At 68.0% G+C, this 18,511-nt stretch carries 17 protein-coding genes; 6 read left to right on the top strand and 11 right to left on the bottom strand.

Features of this window, described 5'->3' with window-relative positions; genetic code table 11:
• Positions 1–204 precede the first annotated feature (204 nt).
• Positions 205–813: an NADPH-dependent FMN reductase gene (locus ASE88_RS09235; protein ID WP_056479291.1), complete on the bottom strand. Its 609-nt coding sequence runs from the start codon at positions 811–813 to the stop codon at positions 205–207.
• A gap of 194 nt (positions 814–1,007) precedes the next feature.
• Here ASE88_RS09235 and ASE88_RS09230 point away from each other — a divergent pair, with 194 nt between their 5' ends.
• From ASE88_RS09230 to ASE88_RS09220, 3 genes are all read left to right on the top strand, one after another.
• Positions 1,008–3,161: a PBP1A family penicillin-binding protein gene (locus tag ASE88_RS09230; protein WP_082466424.1), complete on the top strand. Its 2,154-nt coding sequence runs from the start codon at positions 1,008–1,010 to the stop codon at positions 3,159–3,161.
• Between the two features lie 193 nt (positions 3,162–3,354).
• Positions 3,355–4,356, top strand: a complete 1,002-nt coding sequence (locus tag ASE88_RS09225; protein WP_056477673.1) for a threonine aldolase family protein — start codon at positions 3,355–3,357, stop codon at positions 4,354–4,356.
• Positions 4,353–5,279 (top strand): DMT family transporter, encoded by a 927-nt coding sequence (locus tag ASE88_RS09220; protein WP_055874112.1) that lies wholly within the window; start codon positions 4,353–4,355, stop codon positions 5,277–5,279. The genes ASE88_RS09225 and ASE88_RS09220 overlap by 4 nt, the downstream gene beginning before the upstream one ends.
• Here the strand turns inward: ASE88_RS09220 and ASE88_RS09215 are convergent.
• Both ASE88_RS09215 and ASE88_RS09210 read right to left on the bottom strand, forming a co-directional pair.
• Positions 5,192–6,028, bottom strand: coding sequence for a hypothetical protein (locus tag ASE88_RS09215; RefSeq protein WP_056477672.1), 837 nt, complete (start codon positions 6,026–6,028; stop codon positions 5,192–5,194). The two genes, ASE88_RS09220 and ASE88_RS09215, sit on opposite strands and share 88 nt — an antisense overlap.
• Positions 6,025–7,719 carry a M28 family metallopeptidase gene (locus tag ASE88_RS09210; RefSeq protein WP_056477670.1) on the bottom strand — a complete coding sequence of 565 codons (1,695 nt, stop codon included), beginning with the start codon at positions 7,717–7,719 and terminating at the stop codon, positions 6,025–6,027. The genes ASE88_RS09215 and ASE88_RS09210 overlap by 4 nt, the downstream gene beginning before the upstream one ends.
• Before the next feature lie 199 nt (positions 7,720–7,918).
• On the opposite strand from ASE88_RS09210, the gene pepN reads away from it, so the two are divergent.
• Positions 7,919–10,525, top strand: coding sequence for an aminopeptidase N (gene pepN / locus ASE88_RS09205; protein ID WP_056477667.1), 2,607 nt, complete (start codon positions 7,919–7,921; stop codon positions 10,523–10,525).
• Between the two features lie 226 nt (positions 10,526–10,751).
• Here pepN and ASE88_RS09200 read toward each other — a convergent pair whose 3' ends face one another.
• Both ASE88_RS09200 and ASE88_RS09195 read right to left on the bottom strand, forming a co-directional pair.
• Positions 10,752–11,180, bottom strand: coding sequence for a nucleoside deaminase (locus ASE88_RS09200; RefSeq protein WP_056479288.1), 429 nt, complete (start codon positions 11,178–11,180; stop codon positions 10,752–10,754).
• A 60-nt stretch (positions 11,181–11,240) separates the two neighbouring features.
• Positions 11,241–11,459 (bottom strand): hypothetical protein, encoded by a 219-nt coding sequence (locus ASE88_RS09195; RefSeq protein WP_055874129.1) that lies wholly within the window; start codon positions 11,457–11,459, stop codon positions 11,241–11,243.
• Between the two features lie 159 nt (positions 11,460–11,618).
• Between ASE88_RS09195 and rpmB the strand changes: the two genes are divergently transcribed.
• Entirely contained in the window at positions 11,619–11,918 is a 300-nt protein-coding gene (gene rpmB / locus ASE88_RS09190) for a 50S ribosomal protein L28 (protein ID WP_055874131.1), read from the top strand.
• Between the two features lie 99 nt (positions 11,919–12,017).
• Here the strand turns inward: rpmB and ASE88_RS09185 are convergent, their stop codons facing one another.
• Positions 12,018–13,043, bottom strand: a complete 1,026-nt coding sequence (locus tag ASE88_RS09185; protein ID WP_055874134.1) for an esterase-like activity of phytase family protein — start codon at positions 13,041–13,043, stop codon at positions 12,018–12,020.
• Between the two features lie 155 nt (positions 13,044–13,198).
• Here ASE88_RS09185 and ASE88_RS09180 point away from each other — a divergent pair, with 155 nt between their 5' ends.
• Complete coding sequence (locus ASE88_RS09180) at positions 13,199–13,591, top strand: glycine zipper 2TM domain-containing protein (RefSeq protein WP_055875347.1); 393 nt, start codon at positions 13,199–13,201, stop codon at positions 13,589–13,591.
• A gap of 343 nt (positions 13,592–13,934) precedes the next feature.
• Here the strand turns inward: ASE88_RS09180 and ASE88_RS09175 are convergent, their stop codons facing one another.
• From ASE88_RS09175 to ASE88_RS09155, 5 genes are all read right to left on the bottom strand, one after another.
• Positions 13,935–14,453, bottom strand: a complete 519-nt coding sequence (locus tag ASE88_RS09175; RefSeq protein WP_056477665.1) for a phosphoribosyltransferase — start codon at positions 14,451–14,453, stop codon at positions 13,935–13,937.
• 140 nt (positions 14,454–14,593) lie between these two features.
• Complete coding sequence (locus ASE88_RS09170; RefSeq protein ID WP_056477663.1) at positions 14,594–15,940, bottom strand: cystathionine gamma-synthase family protein; 1,347 nt, start codon at positions 15,938–15,940, stop codon at positions 14,594–14,596.
• A gap of 77 nt (positions 15,941–16,017) precedes the next feature.
• Positions 16,018–16,776, bottom strand: coding sequence for a peptidoglycan editing factor PgeF (gene pgeF / locus ASE88_RS09165; protein ID WP_056477662.1), 759 nt, complete (start codon positions 16,774–16,776; stop codon positions 16,018–16,020).
• Between the two features lie 151 nt (positions 16,777–16,927).
• The gene (locus ASE88_RS09160; RefSeq protein ID WP_055874146.1) at positions 16,928–17,437 is read right to left on the bottom strand and encodes a GNAT family N-acetyltransferase; all 510 of its coding nucleotides are present in this window, start codon (positions 17,435–17,437) and stop codon (positions 16,928–16,930) included.
• The gene (locus ASE88_RS09155) at positions 17,434–18,492 is read right to left on the bottom strand and encodes a class I SAM-dependent methyltransferase (protein WP_082466575.1); all 1,059 of its coding nucleotides are present in this window, start codon (positions 18,490–18,492) and stop codon (positions 17,434–17,436) included. The genes ASE88_RS09160 and ASE88_RS09155 overlap by 4 nt, the downstream gene beginning before the upstream one ends.
• Positions 18,493–18,511: the final 19 nt, after the last annotated feature.

The raw sequence follows: 18,511 nt of genomic DNA, 5'->3' as shown, positions 1-18,511 counted from the left end.
TGCCCTTCCCACCCCCTCCGTCAGGCTGACGCCTGCCACCTCCCCCTGGCGGGGGAGGATTGTAGGACTCACCGACGCGTTCGCCGACACGACGGACGTCGCATCCACCGCGCAAAATTCCGTTCGTGCTGAGCGAAGTCGAAGCACCCGCGCTTGGGGCACATCCTTCGACTTCGCTCAGGAACGGGGAAGAGTGCGGCCCTGTTAGTTCGCCGGCTCGGACAGCGGCGCGAACCGGGCGACCTGGTGGCCGACCAGTCGCAACTGCTCGATCACCGCGGGGTCGTTTGCCCCGCCCTCGTCGTCGAACTTCGTGACCTGCGTGTTGATTGCCGCCGCAAACGGGGTCGGCCAGCCGCGCAGCGCGTGGACGATCGAGCGGAGCGCCGCGATCGTGCTGCCCGTCGCCTGCCAGCCATAGGCGGTGGCGATCAGCCCGACCGGCATGTCGGCCAGATACGGCCGCCCGTCGCGCGCGGTTTCCTCGAGCAGGTCGAGCGCGTTTTTCACCACGCCCGAGATGCTGCCGTGATAGCCTGGGCTGGCGATGATCACCGCGGATGCTCCGCGCACGGCCTCGACGAATGCTCGCTCGTCCGCAGTCCGCGTCGTCGCCTTGGGATCGTAGAGCGGCAGCCGCGCCATGTCGGCGCCACCGAACATCTGCGTGCGATAGCCCTGCTTTTCGACCGCATCGAGCGCGATCCGGAGCGCGCGCTCGGTCGACGACACGCCGCCGATCGTGCCACCGATGCCAACGACCAGCGGGAAAGTCTCGGAAGCGGCCACGGTTTCATCCTGTTCGAACGTCATCGACATGCTCTTCCCCGTTTCGCCGCGCGATGACAACAGGCCTTCGCGCCGTTCCGGCTCGCGGACGCTGTCGCTAAGCCCCCGTACACGTTAAGCATGGCCATACGCCGGACGTGGGCACAGTCTTGCCCGAACTGTCGTAGAACGCTAATACACTTGATGTCCGCCGCTTGGCCGACCCGCTGGAACGACCGATGCGCCCCGATCCCTTCGATACCAACCGTTCCAGCGCCGGCTCGCAGGGTGACCGAGAGCCCTATGCCTATGAACGCGAACGGCTGAGCACCGAACGCGAACGCCTCCGCCAGAAATACGAGCGCGAGCGCGATGGTGACGCGTTCGAGCCGTATGACGATCGCGACGCGCCGCCGCCCTATGCCGCCCCCCGCCGCAAGCGTCCGATCGGCCGGTGGATCCTGCGCGGGCTCGGCATCGGCATCATCCTGCTGGTGATCGCGATCATCTGGCTGGCGATCACCGCGCCGCTGTCGAAATCGCTCCAGCCGCCGACGCCGCCCTCGATCACGCTCACCGCGGACGACGGCACGCCGATCGCGCGGCGCGGCGCGATCATCGGCAAGTCGGTCGATGCGGCCAAGCTGCCGCCGCACGTGACGCAGGCGTTCCTCGCGATCGAGGATCGGCGATTCTACTCGCACTGGGGCGTCGATCCGCGCGGTATCGCGCGCGCGGCGTGGGCGAACATGGGCTCGGGCGGCGTGCGCCAGGGCGGCTCGACGATCACGCAACAGCTCGCGAAGAACGCGTTCCTCGATTCGGACCGCACCGCGACGCGCAAAATCCGCGAGGCGATGATCGCGTTCTGGCTCGAGGCATGGCTGTCGAAGGACGAGATTCTCTCGCGCTACCTGTCGAACGTCTATTTCGGCGACAACACCTACGGGATCAGCGCGGCGGCCAAGCATTATTTCGGCCGCACCCCCGACAAGCTCAACGTCGGCCAGGCGGCAATGCTGGCGGGTCTCGTCAAGGCACCGTCGCGTCTCGCCCCCACCTCGAATCTCGAAGGCGCGCGCAAGCGCGAAGCCGTCGTGGTCGGTGCGATGGTCGATGCGGGCTTCCTCACGAAGGCGGAGGGCGACGCCGTCCGGCCGCAGCGCGTGCTCGGCAGCCGCCCGTCGCAACTGCCCAACGGCACCTATTTCGCCGACTGGATCCTCCCCGAGGCGCGCGACCAGGCGGGCGAGATCAAGACCGAGGCGACCGTCCAGACCACGCTCGATCCGAGATTGCAGCGCGCGGCGGAGCGTACCGTCGCACGCGCGGGGCTGCGGCAGGCGCAGGTCGCGCTTGTGGCGATGCGCCCGGATGGCCGAGTCGTCGCGATGATCGGCGGCAAGGACTACCGCAAGAGCCCGTTCAACCGCGCGACGCAGGCGCGGCGCCAGCCCGGCTCGACCTTCAAGCTGTTCGTCTATCTGGCGGCGATGCGTTCGGGCCTGACGCCCGATTCGACGATCGAGGACCGCCCGGTGACGATCGGCGACTGGACGCCCAAGAACAGCGACGGCCGTTATCAGGGGACGATCACGCTGCGCCAGGCGTTTGCGCGCTCGTCCAACGTCGCGGCGGCGCGGCTGACGCAGCAGGTCGGCGTCAAGGCGGTGATCAAGGCGGCGCGCGATCTCGGCATCTCGACGCCGATCCCGAGCGAGGCGACGATCGGCCTCGGCACCTCGACCGTGTCGCTGCTCGAACTGACCGCCGCCTATGCCGCGATCGCGCGCGAGCAATATCCGGTGCAGCCGCGCGGCCTCGCCGACGTGCGCGAGAAGGGCTGGTACCAGTCGCTGACCGGCGGCGCGACCGAGATCCCGTCGAAGATCCATGACGAGATGCTCGATCTGCTCGCCGCATCGATCCGGAACGGCACCGGGCGGCAGGCGAACCTGACGGTCGATGCGTTCGGCAAAACCGGCACGACCTCGGACAACAAGGACGCGCTGTTCGTCGGCTTCGCGCGCGACCTCGTGGTCGGCGTGTGGGTCGGCAACGACGACAACAGCTCGAACCCCGGGCTGTCGGGTGGCGGCATCCCGGCGCGGATCTGGCGCGACTTCATGCAGTCCGCGCTGGGCATCGCGCCCGTCGTCGCGCCGCCACCCGCGGTCGAGGAGGTCGATCCGGACGCGCTGCCGGCGGACGAGGAAGACAACTCCGTGTTGCCGCTGGGCGGCGAGATCGAAGGGATGGGCTTCAACCTGAAGATGGGCGAGGACGGTACGATCTCGGTCGGCCCCTCGCGCCGCGACCGCGAGCAGGGCCCGCCGCCCCGCGACGATCGCCGCCCGCCCGAGGACGAGCAGGGGTATGACGGGGAGCAGTAGTTCCGCAAACACCACCACCCCGGCGGAGGCCGGGGTCCAAGTGGAAAGGTTGCAGTAACGGCTCGCAGTCCTTCGTTACCTACCGCCCCCAGTTGGGCCCCGGCCTTCGCCGGGGTGGAGGGGACGCTCGGATCGCACCGCGGCACGCAGCCTCCCCGTTGACGCCATCACTGCATCGCAGCATGTCCTCCCCATGCGCTTTTTCTCCGACAACGCCGCCACGATCCATCCCCAAGTTATGGCCGCGATGGCCGCCGCCGACACGCTCGACACCGCCTATGCCGGCGATGCGTGGAGCCAGAAGCTCGATGGCCGCCTCTCCGCGCTGTTTGAAGCTGAGGTCGCGGTGCTCTGGGTCCCGACCGGCACCGCGGCCAACTGCCTCGCGCTCGCCGCGCTCTGCCCCCCGCATGGCGGGATCGTCTGCCACCGCGACGCGCACATCCAGAACGACGAGGGCGGCGCACCCGAATTCTACACCCACGGCGCGAAGCTCTTCCTCGCCGACGGCATCGGCGCGAAGCTGACGCCCGAGACGATCCGGACTGTCCTCGATGCGATCCCCGACGACGTCCACCGCGTCCAGCCGCACGCAATCTCGATCACCAACGCCACCGAATATGGCCGCGTCTACCAGCCGCACGAGGTCGCCGCGATCGGCGCGCTGGCAAAGGAGCGCGGGCTCGGCTTCCACATGGACGGCGCGCGGTTCGCCAATGCGATGGCGCGGGTCGGCTGCTCGCCCGCCGACATGACGTGGCGCGCCGGCGTCGACGCGCTCAGCTTCGGCTTCGTCAAGAACGGCGCGATGAGCGCGGAGGCGCTGGTCTTCTTCAAGCCCGACCTCGCCGCCGTCACGCAATACCGCCGCAAGCGCGCGGGCCTGCTGCTGTCGAAGGGGCGCTATCTCGCGGCACAGATCCTGGCGATGCTCGACGACGATCTCTGGCTCGCCACCGCCAGCGCTGCGAACGACGCCGCCGCCACGCTCGCCGCCGCAGCCGGCGACCGCCTCGTCCACCCCGTCGAGGCGAACGAAGTCTTCTTGCGCGCCACGCCAGAGGAAGCCGCAGCCCTGCGCGCGCGCGGCTTCGACTTCTACGACTGGGCGGCGGGCGAGATCCGCCTCGTCACCGCCTGGGACAGCCCGGCGGACGCGGTCGGCCTGCTCGCCGACGCGATCCGGGAGTTATGACCCCCGCCCCGCCGCTACCCCCGATCCAGTCGACCCGCGCGGCGGTGCTGATCCCGTTCGGCATCGTCACGCTGATCTGGGGCTCGACCTGGCTCGTCATCCGCGACCAGATCGCGGTGGTGCCGCCGAGCTGGTCGATCAGCTACCGCTTCCTCGTCGCCGGCATCGCGATGGCGATCTATGCGAGCATCAAGCGCGAGAGCTTCCGGTTCGACGCGCGCGGCTACGCGTTCGCCGCCGTCATCGGCGTCGCGCTGTTCACGTTCAACTTCAACTTCGTCTACCGCGCCGAGCATTATGTCACCTCGGGGCTGGTCGCGGTGGTGTTCGCCCTCCTGCTCGTCCCCAACGCGATCTTCGGCCGCATCTTCCTCAAGCAACGCCTCGGGCGACAGCTGATGCTCGGCTGCGCGGTGGCGATGGCGGGAGTCGCGTTGCTGTTCGTCAACGAGGCGCGGGTCGATCCGCATGGGCCGCGCTCGGCGACGATCGGCATCGTGCTGACGCTGTGCGGCGTGATGGCCGCCTCGGTCGCGAACGTCATCCAGGGCAGCGCGTTCGCCAAACGCTATCCGATGGCGCCCGTGCTCGCGATCGCGATGCTGATCGGCGCGTGCCTCGATGCGGCGTTCGCGTGGATCACCACCGGGCCGCCGGTGTTCGAGGCCCGCTTCGGCTATGTCGCGGGCATCCTGTACCTCGGCGTGTTCGCGTCGGCGCTCGCCTTCCCGCTCTATTTCAACGTCATCCGCGCGATCGGCCCGGCCAAGGCGGCTTATTCAGGCGTGATCGTGCCGGTGATCGCGATGCTGCTATCGACTCTGTTCGAGCGCTATCACTGGTCGACGCTGGCGGTCGCCGGTGCGGTGCTGTCGGGCATCGGGCTGGTCATCGCACTCAGCGCACGCAGGCCGGCGCGGTAATCGGGCCAGGCGGGCGTCCAGCCGAGCACGCGCTTGGCCTTGCCGTTCGCCACGCGCCGGTTCTCGTTATAGAATCCGCGCCCCATCGCCGACAGCTCGTCGAGCGTCACGAACGGCGGCGCGGGCATGCCCAGCAGCATCGCCGCGAACGCCACGACGTCGTTCTGCGGCGCGGGCACGTCGTCCGCGAGATTATACGCCCCCGCCGGCGCATCGAACCCGGCGATCACGCCCGAGACGATATCGTCGACATGCGCGCGGCTGAAGACCTGCCCCGGCTGCTCGATCCGGTGCGCCTTGCCCGCGCGCACGCGGTCGAGCGGCGAGCGACCCGGGCCATAGATCCCCGGCAACCGGAACGTCCGCGCGCCAAGTGCCAGCCAGTCCGCATCCGCCGCCGCCCGCGCGCTGCGCCGGCCGCCGCCGATCGGCGCGGTCTCGTCCACCCACGCGCCGCGCGCATCGCCGTACACGCCGGTCGACGACAGATAGCCGACCCACGCCCGAGTCCGCAGCAAAAGCGCGCCGTAGCGCCCCAGCACGGGGTCCGCCTCATGCTCGGGCGGGACCGACGACAGGATGTGCGTCGCCGCGGCGATCTCCGCGGTCACCGCGTCGGTATCGTCGAACCGGATCGAGTCGCCGCGACCGTCGCGCGTGGTGCCGACGACATGCCAGCCGTCCGCCGCCAATCGATCGCCGAGCCGCCCGGCGGTGTAGCCCAGCCCGAAGATCAGCAGCCTGCTCATTTCGTCGTCCCGGTCGGTGCCATCGGCCCCTTATACAAGGTCCCGAAATAATCGCCCGCATTCCACACCGGCCGCTGTGCGCCATCGGCGATCTCGCGCGCGATCCGGTAGTTCGCATCGACGAACCGCACGCCCTGATCCCACATAATCGGCTGCGACAGGTCGTCCGACGGCTTGTGGTAATTGTTCGCCATGAAATAGGCGACCGCGGCCTTGCCCGGCCCCTTCTGGCCTGGCCACAGGAACACCGCCGGAATGCCCTTCTGGACGAAACGGAAATGGTCGGAGCGGACGAAGATGCCCTCCTCCGGCATCGGATCTGGCGACAGGCCGACGCCGATCGCCGCGACCGCCTTCTGCACGATCGGGCCGATCGTCGAGCGTTCTGCGCCGAACACGACCATGTCCTCGAACTTGTAGGTCAGGATCGGCATGTCGAGATTCACGTCCGCGACGATCGAGGTCAGTGGCACGGTCGGGTGGTTGGTGAAATAGTCGCTGCCGACCAGCCCCTTCTCCTCGCCGGTGACGGCAAGGAACATGATCGTCCGCTTGGGCGCCTGCCCGCTCGCCGTGAAGCGCTTGGCCTCCTCGATCAGGCTGGCGATGCCGATCGCATTGTCGAGCGCGCCGTTGTTGAGCGCGTCGCCCTTCACAGGCTTGGTGATGCCGATGTGATCGAGATGCGCCGAGAGCACGACGACTTCCTTGCCGACCACCGGATCGCTGCCGGGGATCATGCCGACGACGTTGCTGCTGGCGGCGGGTACGAAGCTTGTCTTGGTGGCGACGGTCAGCGTGCCGGGCAGCGGCATCGCCATGAACTTGGCATTGTCGCCCTCGGCCTGCTTGGCGATCCGGCTCCACGGCATTTTTGCGCCCGCGAACAGCTTGGCCGCGCCGGCCATGCTGACCGTGCCGAGCGACGGCGCGCGGGGCGCATCGACCTTGCCGGTGCCGTCGGGGTTCGCCCACGTCATCCGCGGCGTCGCATAGGACTCCGCCAGCTTGGCGAATGGCCGCACCTTGGCCGAGCGCGGGCTTTCGAGCGTGATCACGCCGACCGCGCCCTTGGCCTGCGCGATCGCCGCCTTGGTGCCGCCCGAGCCGAAGAATGCGCGCTCCTCGCCACCGAACCGCGCGGGCGAGCCGCCGAAATAGGCGACGATCTTGCCGCGCACGTCGACGCCCTTATAATCGTCCTGGCCATATTGCGGCGCGTCGATGCCGTAGCCGACGAACACGACCGGGGCCGAGACGCTGGTTTCGGCCTTTGCGCCGTTCGCGGCGGGGACGTAGTCCTCACCGAACACGAGCGGCTGTGCGGGGCCGCGACCGGTCCAGACGAAATCGCCCTTGCTCGCCGCCTTGTAGCTGACCAGCGGCACCGTCTGGAGATAGCCGCCCGCGTCGCCACCCGGACGCAGCCCCGCGGCATAGAACTGCGCGGCGACATATTGCGCTGCGATGTCGAATTCGGGGCTCCCGGCCTCGCGCCCCTTCATCGCATCGGAGGCGAGGAACAGCACATGCGCCTTCATCGCCGCCTGATCCGCGGGCAGCGGGGCAGCAAGCTTTGCGTTCAACGCGGCAGTGGTCGGCGCCGTAACGGGCGCGGTCTGAGGCGCAGTCTGGGCAAGCGCCGACGTAGAAAGCGCGAGAACCGCGAGCGCGCCAAGGGGACGATACATCCGAAAATCCTAGCAAAGGGAACGTGTTGCAGCGACGTAGCATGCACCAACTCCCGCGCAAGCTTTGGGTCACCCGGGCGAAGACGTTGCCTACCGAGAAACACCTCCCCGGCGGAGGCCGGGGAGGTGCAATGTTCGGATGAATGCGAACCAAGCTTTGGCTGGCGATAGATCGGCGCGGCCCTATATTCGCAAGGATATGCTCGATCTCCAGAACAGTCTCGCCCACCCGCTCGTCATTCGTCGCGAGGATTATGCCCCGCCCGAATGGCTGGTCCCCGAGACGAAGCTGGATTTCGACCTCGATCCGTCGACCACGCGGGTGACGGCAACGCTGTCGGTGACCCGCAACGGCGATCACGACAGCCCGCTGCGGCTCGACGGCGCGGGGCAGAAGCCGCTGTCGGTCACGGTCGACGGCGTCGCGGTCAACGACTGGCGGATCGACGGCGAACAGCTGGTCATCCCGCTCACCGGCGCGGCGCACGTCGTCGAGACTCAGGTCGAGATCGCGCCCGATCGCAACACGCAGCTGATGGGGCTCTACGCGTCGGGCGGCAATCTCTGCACGCAGTGCGAAGCGGAGGGCTTTCGCCGCATCACCTATTTCCCCGATCGCCCCGACGTGCTCAGCGTCTATTCGGTCAGGATGACCGCGGACAGGACGCACTTCCCCGTGCTGCTCGCGAACGGCGATCCGGTCGCGCAAGGGCAGCTCGACGACGGCCGCCACTGGGCGACGTGGCACGATCCGTTCCCCAAGCCCTCCTATCTGTTCGCGCTGGTCGCGGGCGATCTCGCGGTCAACCGCGGCCGCTTCACGACGATGTCGGGCCGCGAGGTGTCGCTCGGCATCTGGGTGCGTGAGGCCGACCTGCCCAAGACCGACCATGCGCTCAAGGCGCTCGAACTCGCGATGGCGTGGGACGAGACGACCTATGGCCGCGAATATGATCTCGACGTGTTCAACATCGTCGCGGTCGACGATTTCAACTTCGGCGCGATGGAGAACAAGGGCCTCAACATCTTCAATTCGCGCTACATCCTGGCCGATCTGGATACCGCGACCGATTACGACTATGACGCGATCGCCGCGGTGGTCGCGCACGAATATTTCCACAACTGGTCGGGCAACCGGATCACCTGCCGCGACTGGTTCCAGCTGTCGCTGAAGGAAGGCTTCACCGTCTACCGCGACCAGGGCTTCTCCGCCGACCAAGGGTCGCGCGCCGTCAAGCGGATCGAGGACGTCCGCGGCCTGCGCGCGTCGCAGTTCCCCGAGGATTCAGGGCCGCTCGCGCATCCCGTCCGGCCTGAATCCTATCAGGAAATCTCGAACTTCTACACCGCGACGATCTACAACAAGGGCGCCGAGCTGATCCGGATGATGGCCGCGATCCTCGGCCCGCAGGGCTTCCGCGCGGGCACCGACCTGTATTTCGATCGCTACGACGGGACGGCCGCGACCTGCGAGGATTTCGTCACGTCGATGGAGGAAGGCGGCAAGGTCGACCTGACGCAGTTCCGCCTCTGGTATTCGCAGGCGGGCACGCCGCGCGTCTCGGCCAACCTGACGTACGAAACGGGCGTGTCGCCGGACGGCGATCGCGCGATGCTGCGGCTTGCCCAGCAGGTCCCCTCGACCCCCGGCCAGCCGGTGAAGTCGCCGATGGTGCTGCCGCTCCGCGTCCGGCTGTTCGGTGCCGATTCGGGCCTGCCGCTGACCGACGAGCGGCTCATCCTGTTCGACGATACGCTCGAGACGGTCGTGTTCGACGGCATCACCGAACGCCCGGTGCTGTCGATCAACCGCGGCTTCTCGGCCCCCGTGGTGGTCGAGAGCAATCGCAGCGCGGCCGATCTCGCCTTCCTCAGCGCGCATGACGACGATCCGTTCGCGCGGTACGAGGCGATGCAGCAGTTGATGCTCGATACCTTGGTCGCCTCGGCGGAGGGGCGGCCCGATCACGCAGACGTGATCGCCGCGGTTGCCAACACGCTCGACAATGCCGAGCTCGATCTCGCCTTCGTCGCCGAGGCGGTGCTGCTGCCGTCCGAAAGCTTCATCGGCGACCAGATGCTCGTCGTCGATCCCGAGGCGATCTTCCGCGCGCGCGAATCGCTGCGCCGCGATCTCGGCACGCAGCTCGAGACGCAGTGGCGCACCGCCTATGCGCGCGCCGACGGCCAGCCCTACGCCTATACGCCCGAGGGCAAGGGCCTGCGTCGCCTGCGCACCGTCGCGCTCGGCTATATCGCCGCGAGCGGCGCGGAGGATGCGGCCGACCTGGCGTTCGCGCAGTTCGAATCGGCGGACAACATGACCGACCGGATGGGCGCGCTGACCACGCTGGTGAGCAGCGAGTCGGCAATCCGCACCACCGCGCTCGACATCTTCTACAGCCAATATTGCGACAACGCGCTGGTGCTCGACAAGTGGTTCCAGGCGCAGGCGCTGTCGTCGCGCGACGATACCGGCGCGATCGTCGCAGGCCTTGCCGAGCATGCCGATTTCAGCCTGAGCAACCCCAATCGCGCGCGATCGCTAATCGGGGCGTTCGGTGCGAACCAGCGCGCGTTCAATACTGCGGATGGGAGCGGGTATCGGTTCCTCGCCGACCAGCTGGTCGCGCTCGACCGGCTCAACCCGCAGACCGCGGCGAAGCTCCTGCCGCCGCTCGGGCGCTGGCGGCGGTTCGATCCGGTGCGCGCCGGGCTGATGCGCGCGGAACTGGAGCGGATCGTGGCGACGCCGGGGCTATCGAAGGATCTGTTCGAGCAGGCGTCGAAAAGCCTGGAGGGGTAACCTGAATCCTCCCCCGCCAGGGGGAGGTATCTGGCCCTTGCCAGACGGAGGGGGAAGGGGAAACCGCTGTTGCGTGTCCTCCCCCTCCGTCGCCTTCGGCGCCACCTCCCCCTGGCGGGGGAGGATCACACGCCCCCCGTTCGTACTGAGCGAAGTCGAAGCACCTTCGCTTGGGGCATGCCCTTCGACTGCGCTCAGGGCGAACGGGAGGCGGAGTTCAAGTGACCTACCGCCGCGCGCCGAAGAATGCGCGCAGGATCCCCGCCGCCTCAGTCTCGGCAATGCCGGCGTAGATTTCGGGCCGGTGGTGACAGGTAGGCTGGCCGAAGAACCGCGGTCCGTGCTCGACCGCGCCGCCCTTCGCATCGGGCGCCCCATAATAGAGCCGCGCGATCCGGGCATGCGCGATGGCGCCGGCGCACATCGCGCAGGGTTCGAGAGTCACCCACAGGTCGCACCCTTCGAGCCGATCGCTGCCCAAGGCCAGCGCGGCCGCGCGAATCGCCTGGATCTCGGCATGCGCGGTCGGATCGAACAGGGTTCGCGGCGCATTGGCCGACACGGCGATGATGACGCCGTCCTTCACGATGACCGCGCCGACCGGAACTTCACCGGCCAGCGCGGCATCGCGCGCCGCGTCGAGCGCGCGGCGCATGGGGTCGGGGACGGGGAACATGGCGCAAAGCCCTGCCCGCCCCGTCCCGTCAGGTAAAGATCAGTTCGGCGCCTGGCTGTTGGCAGGCTTCTCGACGTTGATCGTCGGGACCGCCACCGTCTTGTTCTCGGTGCCGAGCGTGACCTTGGCCACGTCGGCCTGGAACTTCGGCGCCTGGACCACGCCCTGGCGGGTCTGATCGATGTTGATGATCCCGAAATACATCAGGCCGACCACGACCAGCACGACGATCGCGACCAGCGACAAGAGCGTACGCATAAGACATCCCCTTTTCTTGAACAGTTCGATAGCGTAACAACGTCGCCGAGCGCTGCCGGTTGCACAACACGTTTTACGTGAATCGGTTGACGAAAGCCGGCGTGCCAGCTATCCGCGCGCCTTTCCGGGGTTCCTCCCGACACTTGAATAGGTAATCACATGTCGCGCATTTGCGAACTGACCGGCAAGGGCCGGATGGTCGGGAACAACGTCTCCCACGCCAACAACAAGACCAAGCGCACGTTCCTGCCGAACCTGCAGAACGTCACGCTGCTGTCCGATTCGCTCGAAAAGGGCGTCAAGCTGCGCGTTTCGACGCACGGCCTGCGCACCGTCGAGCATAATGGTGGCCTCGACAACTGGTTGGTGAAGACCTCGGACGACAAGCTGTCGCTCCGCGTTCGCCGCCTGAAGCGCGAAGTCGTCAAGAAGATCGCAGCCTCGGCAGTCGCCGCCTAACAGCGACGGTTGTCGGTTGCCGCTCAGTAGAGCGGCGGTCGAGACGAACACCGCGGCCCGCCCTGCACCTCGCAGGGCGGGCCGTCGGCGTTTGTGCGGCTAGCGATCGAGCCGGAACTTCAGCAGCAGCGTCCGCTCGAGAACCATCTGGTTGTCGTCGGACACGAGCCAGACGATCGTCTGGCCATTCTCGACGGTCGTGTCGATTCCCTCGAAATTATCGTGAACCAGTGGCGCGTCGATCGTGGCGATCAGGGTGCCGCGGGCGATGCGCCCGGCCGCTACGTCGCGTGCAGCCACCCGCGAGATTCGCGCGGAAAACGTAAACGGCAGCCGGAACGCGCGATCGAGCACCAGCAGGTCGCCGTTGGGCAATGCGGTGACATCCGATGGATCTGACCGGCCATACGGTTCGTAGGCGAAGCGCTCCGCTGGTCCGGACCGCGTCGGATCGCCAGAGAAGATCAGCGCCTGCCGCGTGCGCAATCGTGTCCGCGCCGAACCGGACCAGTCCGCCGGACGGGCATGCGCTTCTTCGCTGATGACCACGAACCGCCCATCCGGCAGCCGCGTCATCGCTTCGGGGCCGCCGTTCCCCGGCCAGGCCCGCATCGCATCGGGGTTCGCACGCGCCTCATAGCGCGCGAACCCGGGCGCATAGCGCCAGATCATATTGCTGTTCTCGAACCCCACCCAGATCTGCCCCGTCTTCGGATCGATCGCCATCGATTCGCTGTCACGGTCGCGTTTTTCCCAGCCGATCCCGGGGCCCGCGGGCAGGTTCGTGAACGCGACCCGGTGCGGGAGCCAGTCGGCGCCCATGTCGAACTGGACGATGTTGCCGCCATCGCTCAGCAACGTGAAGCGATTGCCGGTCGCGGCCGGCGCGACATCGAGCGACGAGAATCCCCCGAACGCGGGGTCGCGGCTGTCGAGCGCCAAACCACCAAGATAGGTCAGCCCACCGACGCGCACGTGCCGCGGATTGGTGCGATCGAGCATCACGCGGGTCGCGGTGAGTTGCGCACGCTCGCCAAGCAGGTCGAGCCGGGCTTCGCCCGACCAGGTCGGCACGATTGCGCAGACGCTGACGCAAACGAACAGGGCAGTGATCAGGCGTCGCATCGCGCCCTCATAGGGCCCCGCGCGGTCCGCGGAAGCATGAACCGCGGATAACGGAGGCATTCAGGCTCGGCTCAATGCGAATCACCCATAAGCCTCTCATCGAGGATGGACGCACGGCCACCGCCGCCGCCGAAATCCCCAACGGGAGACGCACGATGTTCAAGACTTTTACCCTCGCCGCCAGTGCCCTCGCATTGGGTGCGACCGCCCTCGTTCCCGCCGCCGCCGATGCGCAGCGCTGGGGCTCGCGCTACGAGCGTGGCTACGATGGCTATCAGGGGGGCTATCGGGGTGGCTACCGCGACAATGGCTACGACCGTGGCTACCGCGAGTATCGCGGCAACGACCGCCGCTACAATGCGCGCAACCGCCGCGGTTGCGACAATACCGGCGGCACCGTCATCGGCGCGCTCGCGGGCGGCCTGCTCGGTCACACCATCGCCGGCCGTGGTGACCGGACGCTCGGCGCGGTCCTCGGCGCAGCGGGTGGCGGTCTGGCGGGCAACGCGATCGATAAGTCGGACAACCCCCGCTATTGCCGGCGGTAAGCCCGGCAACGGGCCGGTGCTCGCCGCGAAAGCGGCCGACCAGCCGCCGGCACGGACGGCGGGCAGGCAGCGCCTGACCCGACCGACGGCGGCTTTGCCGACGTCCCGCTCGTCTAGGCCCAACCAGTTTCCCAGTTCCCTCGCGTAGCGTATCGAGGGCGAGGGCCGGTTTCCCGTATGGAAGCCGGCCCTTTGTTCGTCTGCGCCGCGCAATACCCGCACCGACGAGGCGGGGCGTGACAATCCCACCGTCATCCTGACGAAAGTCAGGCTCCTAAGTCACGATGACACTGGTCGGTTACCCTGGGTCCTGACTTTCGTCAGGATGACGTCGGTGGTCTGGTCAGGCGATCCGCTCCGGCACTTCGGCGGCATCCTCCGCGATCGCCGCGCTCGGCGCGACGGCCTCCCATGGGAACACGAACCAGTCCTTGGTCACCGTCCGGTCGATCGTCCGCGCGCTATACTCGATCCGCTCGGCCGAGCTCACATTGTCGATCAGCATCGCGAACCGCACCGCACCGTCCACCGCACCCGCCGCCGCGAGCGCGCCGCGCAGGTGCGTGATCGTCCGCCCCGAATCGTTGATGTCGTCGAGAAACAGCAGCCGCTCGCCGTCGCGCGTCCGCTGGGCGAGTTTAACCAGCGGTTCGTGCGCGAAATCCTTCACCTGGCTGGAATAATCGACCGAGAGCGTCGGAAGGCCGATCGCATGGCTGAGGAACACCGCGGGCACGAGCCCGCCGCGGCCGATACCGATGATGAAATCGGGGGTCCAGGCGGTATCCTCGGCCAGCTTGGCGGCGAGGACGTGGATCGCAGCGACGAAATCGTCCTGCGGGATAGGGGTGAAGATCGGCATCGACCGATGCTAGCCGGTCGGGCGGACGACTTCACCCCAAAACCTGCCCCATCCCATCGTGTTTCCCCGCGAAGGCGGGGACCCAGACTGTGCTCCCGCCTTCGCGGGAGAACACGGAGGCGGCAGATGGCCCTTCAGGATCAGATCGTCTCCAGCGCCTGCTCGAAATCGGCGATCAGGTCGTCCGGATCCTCCACGCCGATCGAGATGCGGACGAGGTTGTCGGTGATCCCCAGCGCCTGCTTGCGCGCATCGGGCACCGACAGATGCGTCATGCCCGCCGGGTGGCTCGCCAGCGTCTCGGTCCCGCCGAGCGACACCGCGAGCTTGGCGATCTTCAGCGCGTCGAGGAACGCGAAGCTCTCGCGCTCACCGCCCTTGAGGTACAGCGAGAAGGTCGAGCCGCCGCCGGTGCAATGGCGGCGATAAATGTCGGCTTGCCGCTCCATGCCGGGCTCGTCTTCGAGGAAGCCGAGATACGCGACGCGCTCCACCTTCGGGTGGTGGCGGAGGAAGGCGCAGACTTTCGCCGCATTCTCGCCCGCACGGCTCATCCGCAGTTCGAGCGTCTCGAGGCTGCGCAACAGCATCCAGGCGGTGTTCGGATCGGTGATCGTGCCGATCGTGTTGCGCATCGTCCGGATCGTGTTGATGTGCTCCTTCGACCCGAGCACGCCGCCCGCGACCAGATCCGAATGCCCGCCGACATATTTGGTCAGCGAATAGACGACGATGTCCGCACCATGCTTGAGCGGCTGGAACCACAGCGGCCCGAGGAACGTGTTGTCGATCGCGATCGGGGGCTTATCACCCGTGAAGATCGCATCGCGGCTGGCGGCGACCGCCTCTACGTCGACGAGCGCGTTGGTCGGGTTCGCCGGGCTTTCGAGATAGATCAGCGCGACGTTGCCGGTCGCGGCCTCGGTCATCACCGCGTCGATCTCCTCGCGCGTCGCACCCGCCGGGAAGTCGAGCCACTTCACCCCGAACTTGCCGAGCACGCGGCCGATCAGCGTCTCGGTCGCCGCATAGAGCGGCCCCGAATGGACGATCGTGTCGCCCGGCTTGACCATCGCGAGGAACAGCGTCGCGATTGCCGACATGCCGCTCGAAAAGGCGAGCGCATCCTCGGCCTCTTCCCACACGCCGAGGCGATCCTCGAGAATCTCCTGGTTCGGGCCGTTGAAGCGCGAATAGACAAGCCCCTCGGCGCCGCCCGGACGCTTGCCGGTGACGCCTTCGAAATGGCGCTTGCCCGCCGCGGCGTTGGGGAAGACGAAGGTCGAGGTGAGGAAGATCGGCGGCTTCAGCGAGCCTTCCGACAGCGACGGATCATAGCCATGCCCCATCATCAGCGTCGACGGCTTCAGCTTTCGTCCGCCGATCTTCTCGACCTCTGGCTTGGGCGCGACTCGCGCGGCGACGCCGGTCAGGTCGGCTTCGGTCTCGGCGGGAATGGCGCCTGCATTATCGGGGGTATCGGACATTCATAAGCTCCTGCGTGGCCCGTCTGGCGCGGACCGATCTGTCGAGCCTAAACGAGCGATGCAGGATTTGGGACCCGTTACAGCCCGATGATGCTGATCTGGCGGCCATAAGAGGGTTCGTCACGATGGGTCGCGCGGCGGTAGCTGAAGAAGCGCTCCCGGTCGGTGTACGTGTCGAGCCCGAGCGCCTCGATCCGGCCGATCCCGGCGACCGCGAGACGGCTGACGACATAGGCCTCCAGGTCGAACTGATAATGGTCCGCGCGGCCATCCGCGAAGAAGCGCTCATTCTCCGGATCTGATTCGCAGAACCGGCGGATGAACGCGTCGTCGACCTCGTAGCTCGCGCGCGCGATGCACGGACCGACCGCGGCGACGATGCGGTCGCGGCGCGCACCGATCGCCTCCATCGCGAGGATCGTCGCATCGGTGACGCCGCCGAGCGCCCCCTTCCACCCGGCATGCGCCGCGCCGACGACGCCGGCGTCCGCATCGGCGAACAGCACCGGCGCGCAGTCCGCGGTGAGGATGCCGAGCGCCACGCCGGGTCGGTTGGTGACCAGCGCGTCGCCGCGGGGACGAAGCGCGTCGTCGAACGGCGCGATCACGGTGACCACGTCAGCAGAATGGATCTGGTAGAGCCCGATGAGCGTGCCGCCCGGCAGCACCGCCTCGCTCGCACGCCGGCGGTTCTCGGCGATCGCGGCGGGGTCGTCGTCGGAGCCGATGCCGACGTTGAGGCTCGCATAAGCGCCGGTCGACACGCCGCCGCGACGGCCGAGAAAGCCGTGGCGGACCCCGCCGAGCGACGTGGCGCGGATGACGTCGATGGTCATGCCGAACGATCTCCCCGCACATCCACCCCGGCGAAGGCCGGGGCCCAAATGGGGGACAATGCTGACAGAGGACGGCGCATCGTTACACCAACCTTTCCAATTGGGCCCCGGCCTGCGCCGGGGTGGTGCTCATTTGCGGCACTATTGATCATCACAGGACGAGCCGCATGATACGATCGTCGTCGGGCTGCTCGCCGACCATGAACACATACCGGCCGATCTCGACGAACCCATAGCGCTGGTAGAATCGGATCGCCCGCGCATTGTCGACATAGACGCTGAGGATCATTTCCGTCCGCCCGTCAGCCCGCGCGGCATCGATCGCCCAGTCCATCAGCGCGGGGCCGACGCCCGCGCCATGCTGGTCGGCGCGAACATAGAGCTGGTAGAGTTCGACCGCCGTGTCGGGCCAGTCGCCGGGAAAGGCGACGGGGCCGATCTTGGCGAACCCGACGATCGCCGCGCCGTCGGTGGCAAGGCGGATCGTGTAGCGCGGATCGCCGATCTGCGCAGGCAGCCCGTTCTCGCCAAACGCCTGGTCGAGAAACGTCGCGAGGTCCTGCGGGCGGTACAGCGTGCCGAACGTCTCCGTGAACGACTGCGTCGCCATCGCGGCGAGTGCCGGGCCGTCGGCGGGCACCGCGTCGCGATAGGCGATCACGCGCCCATCCCTGCGAACGCCGCCGGGGTCGGCCAGGACGGCGCGGTGATCGCGAGCGCTTTGAACAATGTCCCCATGTCGTCCATCAACCGGCGGCGATCCGCCGCCAGCGAGTCGGCACGCGCGGGCGCCGCCTTGGCGAGCGCCGAGGTCCGCGAATCGATGCCGAGCCCGCCGAGCAGGTCGCGCTGGCTGACCGGCCCCCAGGCGACCGCGCCCTCGGCCTGCGCGGCGGCCGCGAGCGTGGTGAAGTCGACATGCGCGGTGAGGTCATGCTCGCCCGGCGCCTCGAACGGGTTGGCAAACGCGTGGCCGCGGACCGCCTGCAGGCTGTCGCCGAGCGCTGGCCCCTCATAGCCATAGTCGATCGCGATCAGCGCGCCGCCCAGCCGGGCGATCCGCTGCGCGAGGCCGCGGACGATCGCCACGGCGGCGGGCGAGGTCTCCAGGATCGCGCCCGCAGGCGCATCGCGGAACGGCTCGGGAATGACCGCGTCGGGCAGCGGCTTGCCCGCGATCGGCAGGAACAGCAGGTCCTGCGCGGCGACGAGCCGCTCGTGCCACGCGTTTTCAGTGCCGGGGCGCTTGACGAGCTGGCGGATCGGCAGCGCGTCGAAGAACTCGTTGGCGACGACGATCAGCGGCCGATCGGTGGGCAGCGTGTCAAACGTGTCGTGCCACGTCGCGCCGGGGACCCGCTCGGCCTGGGCGGTGCGGAGCGCCGGACTGGTCTCGACGAAATGGACCGGGGGTTCGAGCCCCGCCTTCGCCATCGCGCGCGCTGCGTCGGCGGCGAGCGTCCCGCGACCGGGGCCAAGCTCGACCCACGCCACGTCCGGCCGCCCCGCACGATCCCACAGGTCCGCGCACCACAGGCCGACGAGTTCGCCGAACATCTGGCTGATCTCGGGCGCCGTAGTGAAGTCGCCGCCCGCGCCAAGCGGGTCGCGCGTCGCGTAATAGTGCGCGTTGGCGGCTGCCATATACTGCGCGACGGGGATCGGCCCCGCGAGTGCGATCGCGCGCGCGAGACGTTCGGGAAGGGCGGCTTCGATTCCCCTTCCGCTTGCGGGA

It is taken from the genome of Sphingomonas sp. Leaf38 (genome assembly GCF_001421825.1).
In the GTDB taxonomy this organism is placed as follows: domain Bacteria; phylum Pseudomonadota; class Alphaproteobacteria; order Sphingomonadales; family Sphingomonadaceae; genus Sphingomonas.
This window is presented reverse-complemented; position numbering and strand designations above follow the sequence as displayed.

Excerpts from the sequence above, each read along its gene's own strand:
- ASE88_RS09220 (WP_055874112.1), top strand. The coding sequence starts at position 4,353 with ATGACCCCCGCCCCGCCGCTACCCCCGATCCAGTCGACCCGCGCGGCG.
- ASE88_RS09170 (WP_056477663.1), bottom strand. The coding sequence starts at position 15,940 with ATGTCCGATACCCCCGATAATGCAGGCGCCATTCCCGCCGAGACCGAA.
- pepN (WP_056477667.1), top strand. The coding sequence starts at position 7,919 with ATGCTCGATCTCCAGAACAGTCTCGCCCACCCGCTCGTCATTCGTCGC.
- ASE88_RS09225 (WP_056477673.1), top strand. The coding sequence starts at position 3,355 with ATGCGCTTTTTCTCCGACAACGCCGCCACGATCCATCCCCAAGTTATG.
- ASE88_RS09175 (WP_056477665.1), bottom strand. The coding sequence starts at position 14,453 with ATGCCGATCTTCACCCCTATCCCGCAGGACGATTTCGTCGCTGCGATC.
- ASE88_RS09185 (WP_055874134.1), bottom strand. The coding sequence starts at position 13,043 with ATGCGACGCCTGATCACTGCCCTGTTCGTTTGCGTCAGCGTCTGCGCA.
- pgeF (WP_056477662.1), bottom strand. The coding sequence starts at position 16,776 with ATGACCATCGACGTCATCCGCGCCACGTCGCTCGGCGGGGTCCGCCAC.
- ASE88_RS09200 (WP_056479288.1), bottom strand. The coding sequence starts at position 11,180 with ATGCGCCGCGCGCTCGACGCGGCGCGCGATGCCGCGCTGGCCGGTGAA.
- ASE88_RS09180 (WP_055875347.1), top strand. The coding sequence starts at position 13,199 with ATGTTCAAGACTTTTACCCTCGCCGCCAGTGCCCTCGCATTGGGTGCG.
- ASE88_RS09195 (WP_055874129.1), bottom strand. The coding sequence starts at position 11,459 with ATGCGTACGCTCTTGTCGCTGGTCGCGATCGTCGTGCTGGTCGTGGTC.
- ASE88_RS09230 (WP_082466424.1), top strand. The coding sequence starts at position 1,008 with ATGCGCCCCGATCCCTTCGATACCAACCGTTCCAGCGCCGGCTCGCAG.
- ASE88_RS09215 (WP_056477672.1), bottom strand. The coding sequence starts at position 6,028 with ATGAGCAGGCTGCTGATCTTCGGGCTGGGCTACACCGCCGGGCGGCTC.
- rpmB (WP_055874131.1), top strand. The coding sequence starts at position 11,619 with ATGTCGCGCATTTGCGAACTGACCGGCAAGGGCCGGATGGTCGGGAAC.
- ASE88_RS09235 (WP_056479291.1), bottom strand. The coding sequence starts at position 813 with ATGACGTTCGAACAGGATGAAACCGTGGCCGCTTCCGAGACTTTCCCG.
- ASE88_RS09210 (WP_056477670.1), bottom strand. The coding sequence starts at position 7,719 with ATGTATCGTCCCCTTGGCGCGCTCGCGGTTCTCGCGCTTTCTACGTCG.